The sequence below is a fragment of the Deinococcus aquaedulcis genome, assembly GCF_019693445.1.
Lineage (GTDB): Bacteria > Deinococcota > Deinococci > Deinococcales > Deinococcaceae > Deinococcus > Deinococcus aquaedulcis.
This window is the reverse complement of the sequence record NZ_JAHRBL010000005.1, coordinates 211,294-219,626: the sequence shown is the minus strand read 5'-3', so window position 1 is coordinate 219,626 and position 8,333 is coordinate 211,294. Positions and strand designations below refer to the sequence as shown.

The window sequence follows — 8,333 nt, the reverse complement described above, 5'->3', positions numbered from 1 at the left end:
GTACGTTGCAGCTGAAACCGCCGGGAGCTTTACGGCAGGCGTCTAGGCTGTGGCGCATGACTGGGGTGAAGTCGTAACAAGGTAACTGTACCGGAAGGTGCGGTTGGATCACCTCCTTTCTCAGCGTACCTCTTCTTCTGTCTTGCCCCTCACAGCGCCCCCGGGAAACCGGGGGCGCTGTTCTGTTGTTATTCCCTGCGCCTGTCCAGGCTGAAAGCTTGAACCGGGTACACTGTTGGGCATGACGGCATTCGAACAGGCCCAGCAGGACGTGCAGACCCTCAGCCGCAAGCCCGGCAACGACGTGCTTCTGAAGTTGTACGCGCTGTACAAGCAGGGCAGCCAGGGGGACGTCACAGGCGCGCGTCCTGGCGGGTTCGACTTCGTGGGCGGCGCCAAATACGACGCCTGGGCCGGCCTGAAAGGCATGAGTCAGGACGACGCCCAGCGCGAGTACGTGACGCTGGTGGAAACCCTCAAAGCCCACAGCTAAGCCAGCTTTTGAAAGATGCCGTCATCCGTGCCGGCATCTTTTTAACTGGTGGGCATGACAAGGCGGCAGAGCAGGAACACGGCCTGAGTTCCGAAACAGGGCCGAAGGCGGGGACGATTCACGTCTGCCCTAAAGGTTCTTGACTTGGCAGGCCCTGGAACACCGCTTGGTTGAAAGAAGGACGCACCCAGGATGGCTGGGACCGGCCTTTCCCTGCGGTGCGCAGTCTGGGCGGCCACCATTGGGGGGCGCGGCCCAGCAGTGAACACGGTAAGCTGCGCATTGTGAGCGAAGCGCACCCGCAGCCCCTGACGGCGCCTGACCTGATGGCGGCCGCCCGGGCGCGCATGAAGACGCTGGCGGCCGATTACGCGGCGGGGCTGCCGGGCCTGGACACCCACAGCCTGATGCATGGCCTGGGCGACGTGCAGCTGACCTTTCTGCCGATGGGTGAACGCGACGGCGCCTACGATCCCGAACACCGGGTCATTCTGATCAACAGCCGCGTGCGCCCCGAGCGCCAGCGGTTTACCCTGGCCCACGAGATCAGCCATGCCCTGCTGCTGGGCGACGACGACCTGCTGAGCGACCTGCACGACGCCTTTGAGGGCGAGCGGCTGGAACAGGTGATCGAGACCCTGTGCAATGTGGGGGCCGCCGCTCTGCTGATTCCCCAGGCCCTGCTCGATGAAGTCCTGACCCGCTTTGGTCCCACTGGGCGCGCACTGGCAGAACTGTCGCGCCGCGCCGACATCAGTGCCAGCACCGCCCTGTACACCCTGGCCGAGCACACCTCGGCGCCGGTGCTGTACGCGGTGTGCGCGGTGGCCCGCCTGAGTGCCGATGAAGCGGACGACCCCGACGCCCCCGGCAAGGCGCTGACCGTGCGGGTGAGCAGCGGGGCCCCCGGCGTGAAATACAGCCTGCGCCCCGGCACGCCCATTCCCCAGGACCACCCGGTGGCCGTGGCGCTGGACACCCGCTTGCCCATTGCCCAGGACAGCTACGTGCCGTTTCGTTCCGGGCGCCGGATGCCCGCGCAGGTGGACGCCTTTCCTGACCGGCACCGGGTGATGGTGAGTTTCCTGCTGCCCACCCGGGGCGAGGGGAGCAGTCCCTGAGCCCTGAGCCCTTCGCCCTGACCTTTGGGCGGGCGGTGCCGGGAGCGGCGCGCACCTCGCGTGGGTGGCAGGTGCGCTGGTCCGGCACCGCCGTGATGGGCATCCTGAATGTCACGCCGGACAGTTTCAGCGATGGGGGGCAGCATCTGGCGCTGCAAGCGGCCCTAGAGGCGGCCCAGGCCATGCGCGGCGCCGGGGTGCTGATCGTGGACGTGGGCGGCGAGAGCACCCGCCCTGGCGCCGCGCCTGTCCCCGCCGCCGAGGAGATTGACCGGGTGCGGCCAGTGCTGCGCGCGCTGCGAGACGCGGGTGTGCTGCTGAGCGTGGACACCATGAAGCCGGAGGTGGCGCAGGCGGCACTGGAAGCGGGCGCCCATCTGGTCAATGACGTGGGTGGCCTGCGTGACCCTGATATGCGAGCGGTGTGTGCCGAGGTGGGCGCGCCGGCCTGCATCATGCACATGCAAGGCGAGCCGCGCACCATGCAGCACTCGCCGCAGTACGGGGAGGTGGTGGCCGAGGTGCACGCCTTTCTGGCCGGGCAGGCGGCGGCGGCGCAGGCGGCGGGCGTGCCAGACGTGCTCCTGGACCCTGGGCTGGGTTTCGGCAAGACCCTGGCGCACAACCTCGCGCTGCTGCGGGCCCTGCCGGAGCTGGTGGCACTGGGCCATCCCGTGCTGGTGGGCGCCAGTCGCAAGCGGCTGATTGATTGGCTGGCCGGGGTGCCGGAGGCCGCCGAGCGCGACCCCGGGTCGCTGGCCTTGCACCTGCACGCGGCGCGGGCGGGCGCGGCGGTGGTCCGGGCCCACGCGGCGGCGGCCCATGTGCAGGCCCTGCGGGTGCAGGCGGGGCTGCTGGATGGGGGGGAGCAGACCTAATACAGACTGCCGTCCATGTCCGGGGCATCCAGGAAAGAGCTGGATGTTCCTCTCCTGCGGAGCCTTCCAGATCCCGGAAATCCGTATTTTTTCCTTCTCCCTCTGCTGCGCAGCTGGCTCAGTTTGGTCGAAAAAATTCCGTCACGCCTGACAGAATTTTTCGGAAACCATATAAGCCCTGAACCCGGTGCCCGCTGCTTTACACTCGGCGCTGATGAACGCTGCTCCGTCTTCCCCTTCCGCCAGCCGCGTGGTGCTGCAGGGTCTGGAATTTCACGCGTGCCACGGGGTCTACGACACCGAGGCGGCCCTGGGCGCCCGGTTCGTGGTGGACGCCGAGCTGTATTACCCCTTTGCCGGGCTGGCCGATGACCTGGACGCGGCCGTGAACTATGCCGAGGTTTACGCGGCCATTGCGGCCGAGGTCACCGGCACGCGCCGCCTGCTGATTGAGGTGCTGGCCGACCAGATCGCGCGCCGGGTCCTGCGCGAGCAGCCGCGCCTGAGCCACGTGACTGTGCGGGTGCACAAACCGTTTGCCCCGTTGCCCGGCGTGTTCCGCGACGTGTTCGCTGAGTTGACCCTCAGCCGCGCCGAGCTGTGAGCACCGCCGGGGCGCCAGTTCAGGGTGGGCCAGCCGCGCCACTGACTGACGCCTTTATTGCCCTGGGGGCCAACCTGGGGGACCCGGCCGCCACGCTGGCCTGGGCCGCCGGGCAGCTGCGCGCGCTGGGCGAGGTGGCCGGGGTGTCGCAGCTGTACCGCACCGCCCCGGTGGGGGGACCGCCCGGGCAGCCCGACTACCTGAACGCCGCCGTGCAGCTGCGCACCGCCTTGGACGCCCCGGCCCTGCTGGCGGCCCTGCACGCCCTGGAAGCCCGCTCAGGGCGGGAGCGGCGCCAGCGCTGGGAAGCCCGGGTGCTGGACCTGGACCTGATTCTGTACGGGCCGCAGCAGTGCACGGAGCCGGGGCTGGTGCTGCCCCACCCCCGCGCGTGGGAGCGGCCGTTCGTGCTGGCCCCCCTGAGCGACCTGAACCCGGCGCTGCCGCACCCTGTGACCGGGGAAACGGTGGCCCAGGCCTTGCGCCGTCTGGGGCTGGACGGCGCAGTGGCGGTGGGTCCCCTGCTGCTGCCCTAGCAGCCCCTGCCCTGGCGCGCGGCGCTGGACACCCCGGGGCAGCGCTGGGGCGGGAACGCTATGCTGGGGGGCGACATGAGCGAGCATACATCCACCAACCGTCACGGCGGCGCGGGCCGCGCGCTGCTGTGGGTCGCCATTGCGCTCACCGTGGCGCTGCTGGGCTTCGTGACCATCTTCGTTTCACAGCGCAACCCCATCTACAGTGACCGCGATGCCGGCGGCATCAGCAAGTTCAAGTTCATTGAAGCCTGCAAGGAAGTGCTGGAAGACACCGAAGAACTGACGGTGGGCGCCGGGGGTCAGAGCCTGCCCCTGAAAACCCTGGTGGAACAGGGCAGCCCCTTGAAGCCCGGCGACAAGATTCATGCCGAACTGGAAGCCGAGCCCACCGAGATCGTGCGCGCGGCGCAACTGGCCGAGGGCGGCGGCTGGGCCATGACCCTGCCCACCACCATCGCCATTCATAGCGGCGAGCGCGTGACCACCCTGGGGCAACTCCCCATGCAGTGCAGCCACGACAAGAAAACCGGCAAGACCACGGCGCAGCTGGCCCTGCCCGGCCAGTAAGCACCGGACGCACCCTTCAGCGGTGCGCGGCGGCGGGACAGGGGCGACCCTGGTACCCGCCGCCTTTCTGTTGACCGGTTGGGGGTGGCTGAGCGGGGATTTTGAGGGCCGGACGCCTTCTCGGTCCCGCGCGCTACAGCGCCAGTTCCAGGCCGCTGAGGCACTCTTCGGCAATAGCGCGGGCCAGGGGGTCGCGGGTGGTGCGGGCGTAGCTGACGCCCAGTTGCAGGTGCCGCTGCCCATCTTTGCCCCCCAGCAGTTCCAGTGTCTGGTAGAACGCGAGGTGGGTGTGGGCCAGCAGCACGTCGCGCGTGCGTTCGGGCGGCAGGACAGTCAGGATGTCCAGCGCCTCGCTGTACAGCCGCAGGGCGCGGGCCTGGTCGCCTTCCACGGCGCCTTCCCGGCCCAGTTGCAGGGCGCGGGCGGCCGTCAGGTACGCGCTTCGCATGCCGGGCATTCTAGAGGATGACGGCGTCCAGGCCCCACCCCCAAGGAGCACTTTGAACGAGTGGACGATTCAGCCGGCACGCCCCGACACACTGGACCAGACCGTGGCCCTGCTGTCGGGGGCAGAAGAGGCCGCGCGGCGCCTGCAGATGACGCGGGACAACGTGGCTGCCGGACGGGTGAAGCCCGAACAGTTTCAACTGCTGTCCTCGGCGCGGGGCGTGGAGGGTGTATGCCTGATCCCGCTTCCGCCCGCCGTGCCCCTGTTGCCCCGCCTGCGCGCAGACGTGCCTGAGGCGGCGGCGCAGGCATTTCTGGCCCACCTGCGCGGGTGCGTGGCCGCCACGCCAGACCGCCGCCTGATTCTGGACGACACCCAGGGCCCGCTGCTGGCCGGGCTCGCGCAGGCGGCCGGCTGGCAGTTACAGGAAGAGGCAGTCATTTACGAGACCGACCTTCAGGTCCCGCGCTGGGTGCCCGATCCCCAGGCCCAGCATCTGGAGGCCGCCGCTGTGGCGTCCCCCGAAGTTCGGGTTCTGCTGCGGGCCCTGGACCGGCCCGATTTTGCCCTGCGCGACGGGTGGACCCTGGTGGGTCTGCCAGAAACAGACGGCACGCTGGCCGCTTTGGGCGCCACCGGCCCGGGTGGCCGGCCGGGCACCGCTGGCCTTGACCTGATCGGGGTGTACCCGGCTGTGCGGGGCCAGGGCCTGGGTCGGCGCCTGCACGGCCACCTACTGAGTGTGGCGGCCCAGAGCTTCTCCGAGCATATGGGCGGCACAGATGCCCACAATCACCCCATGCGCCGCATCTTTGAGCGGCACGGCGGTGTGCTGGCCCAGCAGCAACTCATCTTCACCCAGCCTTGACCTGTGGCCGGGCCAGCGGCTAAAATCCTCTCTTGGTCAAGTGGGGCAGGGCGACCAACGGCTTTGCACGCAAAGCGGCCCGAACCCCAGACGGAAGCGCCCTGCACAGGGGAGAGCGACCGGACTGCAAAGGAGGCATGCACATGCCCAAGATGAAGACACTGAAAGCGGCCAGCCGCCGGGTGAAGATCACCGGGACCGGCAAGGTCATGGCGTTCAAGAGTGGCAAGCGCCACCAGAACACCGGCAAGAGCGGCAACGAGATCCGGGGCAAGGGCAAGGGCTTTGTTCTGGCCAAGAGCGAATGGGCACGCATGAAGCTGATGCTGCCGAAGGGGAAGTGAACTAGATGCCTCGCGCCAAGACCGGGATCATCCGCCGCCGCCGCCACAAGAAGGTGCTCAAGCGCGCCAAGGGCTTCTGGGGCAGCCGCTCCAAGCAGTACCGCAACGCCTTCCAGACGCTGCTGAACGCCGCCACCTACGAGTACCGCGACCGCCGCAACAAGAAGCGTGACTTCCGCCGCCTGTGGATTCAGCGCATCAACGCGGGCGCGCGCCTGCACGGCATGAACTACTCCACCTTCATCGGTGGCCTGAAGCGCGCTGGTGTGGACCTGAACCGCAAGGTGCTGGCCGACATCGCCGCCCGCGAGCCCGAGGCCTTCAAGGCCCTCGTGGACGCCGCGAAGAACAGCAAGTAAGAGAAGGAATGCGGGGCGGCCCAGGTGGGCCGCCCCGCTGCTATGAGCCATGGGCCATGAGCTTTGTGGGTTGACCCCATGGCTCATGGCCCACAGCCCATGGCCCCTACGGCTCGAAGGTGTCCTGAAAGGCGTAGCGGTCGCCGCGCACCCAGTAGTTCACGTACGACGCGCGCTTCTGGCCGCTGTAGGTGGTGCGGCGCAGCAGGAAGGCGGCGGTGCCCAGCGGCACGCGCAGCAGATCGGCCTCCTCCTGGCGCAGGTTCACCGCTTCCAGGTTCTGCTCCACGCGCTGCAGCGGCACGCCTAAGCTGATCATGGTTTCGTGGATGCTCTCGGTGGACAGGTTGTGGTCCAGCAGGCCCGGCACCAGCGTGCCGTTGATGTAGCGCTTCTCAATCACCAGCGCCTCGTCGCCCGCCGTGCGCAGGCGGTGCACGAAAATCACCGGGTCGCCGGGCTGAATCTGCAGCACAATGGCGATTTCCGGTGTGGCTTCAATCTGCATGGCGCGCAGCACCGTGGTGCGGTGGTCCGGGTGGCGGGCCCACTCCTTAAACGGGCGCACGCGGAACATGCCCTGCCGGAAACGCTTGCCGGTGGGAAAGGTGCCGGCGCCCTGCACGCGGTAGACATAGCCTTCGCGTTCCAGTTCGTCAATGGCGCGCCGGGCGGTCATGCGCGAGACATCGAATTCACGGGCCAGCTGCGGTTCGCTGGGCAGCGGCAGGCCCTCGGCGTAGTGGCCGCCGAGCAGCCGGTCTTTCAGGGTGGTCTTGATGAGCGGGTACTTCGCCATGCATCCCTCCGGGCGGACCGCTGGCGGGCGGCGCCGCTTTCATCTTATGTTTAGTGTTCTAAGTACACAAGCTGGCCGGCGCTGTGACCGGGGCCGGAACACCGGGGGCAGCCCTATCCCCCGATGTGCGACATCTCGACTTTTACCGGGCTGGCCGCGCGCCCAGCTTCGCCGCGTTCCTCGCTGTAGCGGTCGCGCCGGGCGGCCCAGACCCCAGCAATCTGCTCGCGCAACAGGTCGTCGCTGGCCCCCGCCCGCAGGGGCGCGCGCAGGTCCGTGCCGCTGCCCGCAAACAGGCAGGTGTACAGCACCCCCGCTGCCGAGAGGCGTGCCCGCGTGCAGTCCCCGCAAAACGGCGCCGTGACCGAGCTGATCAGGCCCACTTCCCGGCCCTGCGCATCGCGGTAACGGGCCGCGACCTCGCCCCGGTAGGCCGCATTGACGGGTTGCAGCGCCTCGTCGCCGTTGCCCAGGCGGGCCAGCACCTCGCGCGAGGGCACCACCTCGTCCAGATTCCAGCCGTTGTGGTTGCCCACATCCATGAACTCGATAAAGCGCACTGGTGCCAGCTCTCGCAGGGTGGTCCACAGGTCGCGCAGGCCCGCGTCGTTCACGCCGCGCTGCACCACGGTGTTGATCTTCACGCCCAGGCCTGCCTGCAGCGCGGCGTGGATGCCCTCCAGCACCCGCTCGGGGTGGGTGCCCAGGCCGTTCATGCGCCCAAAGACCTCGGGGTTCAGGCTGTCCAGGCTGACGGTCACCCGGCGCAGGCCCGCCGCCTTCAGGGCCGGTGCCAGGGTGGGCAGCAGCAGGCCGTTGGTGGTCATGGCCAGGTCCTGCACGCCGTCAATGCGGCTCAGGCGCCCGACCAGCTCGGGCAGGTCGCGGCGCAGGGTGGGTTCGCCGCCGGTCAGGCGCAACTTCTGCACGCCCAACCCCACGAAGAGGCGGCTCAGGCGCTCCAGTTCCTCGAAGGTCAGCAGTTCGGCGCGTGGCAGGAAGGCGTACCCCGGCCCAAACACGTCGGCGGGCATGCAGTACGTGCAGCGCAGGTTGCAGCGGTCCGTCACGCTGAGGCGCAGGTCACGCAGGGGGCGGCCCAACACGTCGTGCAGCATCGAGCCGCAGCATACGCGGGGGCGGGGGCCGCATTGGCGGGCCAGTCTGCTTTTGGGCCCACCCACACGCGCCTCTGTTTTGAACCCGGTGCAGTACCGCCCCGGTACTGGTCTGGACGGCTGACCCGGCGTCAGGTGAGCCCTGGCCCGTGCGGCGGCTACAGTGAACGCACGCCCCCCTGCCAGTCCCCATTC

The 8,333-nt window shown here is 68.8% G+C and carries 12 protein-coding genes and 1 rRNA gene; 10 read left to right on the top strand and 3 right to left on the bottom strand.

Annotated elements, in window-relative coordinates:
* The 7 genes from KMW22_RS09180 to KMW22_RS09150 form a co-directional block, all read left to right on the top strand.
* Positions 1-119, top strand: a 16S ribosomal RNA gene (locus KMW22_RS09180); the annotation flags it as partial.
* Between the two features lie 122 nt (positions 120-241).
* Positions 242-493 carry an acyl-CoA-binding protein gene (locus KMW22_RS09175; protein ID WP_221089729.1) on the top strand — a complete coding sequence of 84 codons (252 nt, stop codon included), beginning with the start codon at positions 242-244 and terminating at the stop codon, positions 491-493.
* Positions 494-840: 347 nt separating this feature from the next.
* Positions 841-1,614: an ImmA/IrrE family metallo-endopeptidase gene (locus KMW22_RS09170; protein ID WP_221089748.1), complete on the top strand. Its 774-nt coding sequence runs from the start codon at positions 841-843 to the stop codon at positions 1,612-1,614.
* A 35-nt stretch (positions 1,615-1,649) separates the two neighbouring features.
* The gene (folP, locus tag KMW22_RS09165; RefSeq protein ID WP_328774645.1) at positions 1,650-2,492 is read left to right on the top strand and encodes a dihydropteroate synthase; all 843 of its coding nucleotides are present in this window, start codon (positions 1,650-1,652) and stop codon (positions 2,490-2,492) included.
* A gap of 214 nt (positions 2,493-2,706) precedes the next feature.
* Complete coding sequence (gene folB, locus KMW22_RS09160; RefSeq protein WP_221089728.1) at positions 2,707-3,096, top strand: dihydroneopterin aldolase; 390 nt, start codon at positions 2,707-2,709, stop codon at positions 3,094-3,096.
* The gene (gene folK, locus KMW22_RS09155) at positions 3,093-3,632 is read left to right on the top strand and encodes a 2-amino-4-hydroxy-6-hydroxymethyldihydropteridine diphosphokinase (protein WP_407928431.1); all 540 of its coding nucleotides are present in this window, start codon (positions 3,093-3,095) and stop codon (positions 3,630-3,632) included. The genes folB and folK overlap by 4 nt, the downstream gene beginning before the upstream one ends.
* Before the next feature lie 75 nt (positions 3,633-3,707).
* The gene (locus KMW22_RS09150) at positions 3,708-4,202 is read left to right on the top strand and encodes a hypothetical protein (protein ID WP_221089727.1); all 495 of its coding nucleotides are present in this window, start codon (positions 3,708-3,710) and stop codon (positions 4,200-4,202) included.
* A 133-nt stretch (positions 4,203-4,335) separates the two neighbouring features.
* On the opposite strand, the gene KMW22_RS09145 is transcribed toward KMW22_RS09150, so the two are convergent.
* On the bottom strand, positions 4,336-4,650 hold the full coding sequence (locus KMW22_RS09145; protein ID WP_221089726.1) for a hypothetical protein: 315 nt from the start codon (positions 4,648-4,650) through the stop codon (positions 4,336-4,338).
* Between the two features lie 52 nt (positions 4,651-4,702).
* On the opposite strand from KMW22_RS09145, the gene KMW22_RS09140 reads away from it, so the two are divergent.
* The 3 genes from KMW22_RS09140 (at position 4,703) to rplT (ending at position 6,221) form a co-directional block, all read left to right on the top strand.
* Positions 4,703-5,518: a GNAT family N-acetyltransferase gene (locus KMW22_RS09140; protein WP_221089725.1), complete on the top strand. Its 816-nt coding sequence runs from the start codon at positions 4,703-4,705 to the stop codon at positions 5,516-5,518.
* Positions 5,519-5,661: 143 nt separating this feature from the next.
* Positions 5,662-5,862 (top strand): 50S ribosomal protein L35, encoded by a 201-nt coding sequence (gene rpmI, locus KMW22_RS09135; protein ID WP_046843284.1) that lies wholly within the window; start codon positions 5,662-5,664, stop codon positions 5,860-5,862.
* A gap of 5 nt (positions 5,863-5,867) precedes the next feature.
* A complete protein-coding gene (gene rplT, locus KMW22_RS09130; protein ID WP_221089724.1) occupies positions 5,868-6,221 on the top strand; it encodes a 50S ribosomal protein L20 in 354 nt (117 codons plus the stop codon).
* Positions 6,222-6,327: 106 nt separating this feature from the next.
* Here the strand turns inward: rplT and KMW22_RS09125 are convergent, their stop codons facing one another.
* A complete protein-coding gene (locus tag KMW22_RS09125; protein WP_221089723.1) occupies positions 6,328-7,020 on the bottom strand; it encodes a GntR family transcriptional regulator in 693 nt (230 codons plus the stop codon).
* Between the two features lie 113 nt (positions 7,021-7,133).
* Complete coding sequence (moaA, locus tag KMW22_RS09120) at positions 7,134-8,138, bottom strand: GTP 3',8-cyclase MoaA (protein WP_221089722.1); 1,005 nt, start codon at positions 8,136-8,138, stop codon at positions 7,134-7,136.
* Positions 8,139-8,333 lie beyond the last annotated feature (195 nt).

What these genes read in the sequence shown, in the direction of transcription:
- KMW22_RS09125 (WP_221089723.1), bottom strand. Translation starts at nt 7,020, where the DNA reads ATGGCGAAGTACCCGCTCATCAAGACCACCCTGAAAGACCGGCTGCTC.
- rplT (WP_221089724.1), top strand. Translation starts at nt 5,868, where the DNA reads ATGCCTCGCGCCAAGACCGGGATCATCCGCCGCCGCCGCCACAAGAAG.
- moaA (WP_221089722.1), bottom strand. Translation starts at nt 8,138, where the DNA reads ATGCTGCACGACGTGTTGGGCCGCCCCCTGCGTGACCTGCGCCTCAGC.
- rpmI (WP_046843284.1), top strand. Translation starts at nt 5,662, where the DNA reads ATGCCCAAGATGAAGACACTGAAAGCGGCCAGCCGCCGGGTGAAGATC.
- KMW22_RS09150 (WP_221089727.1), top strand. Translation starts at nt 3,708, where the DNA reads ATGAGCGAGCATACATCCACCAACCGTCACGGCGGCGCGGGCCGCGCG.
- KMW22_RS09170 (WP_221089748.1), top strand. Translation starts at nt 841, where the DNA reads ATGAAGACGCTGGCGGCCGATTACGCGGCGGGGCTGCCGGGCCTGGAC.
- KMW22_RS09175 (WP_221089729.1), top strand. Translation starts at nt 242, where the DNA reads ATGACGGCATTCGAACAGGCCCAGCAGGACGTGCAGACCCTCAGCCGC.
- KMW22_RS09145 (WP_221089726.1), bottom strand. Translation starts at nt 4,650, where the DNA reads ATGCGAAGCGCGTACCTGACGGCCGCCCGCGCCCTGCAACTGGGCCGG.
- folB (WP_221089728.1), top strand. Translation starts at nt 2,707, where the DNA reads ATGAACGCTGCTCCGTCTTCCCCTTCCGCCAGCCGCGTGGTGCTGCAG.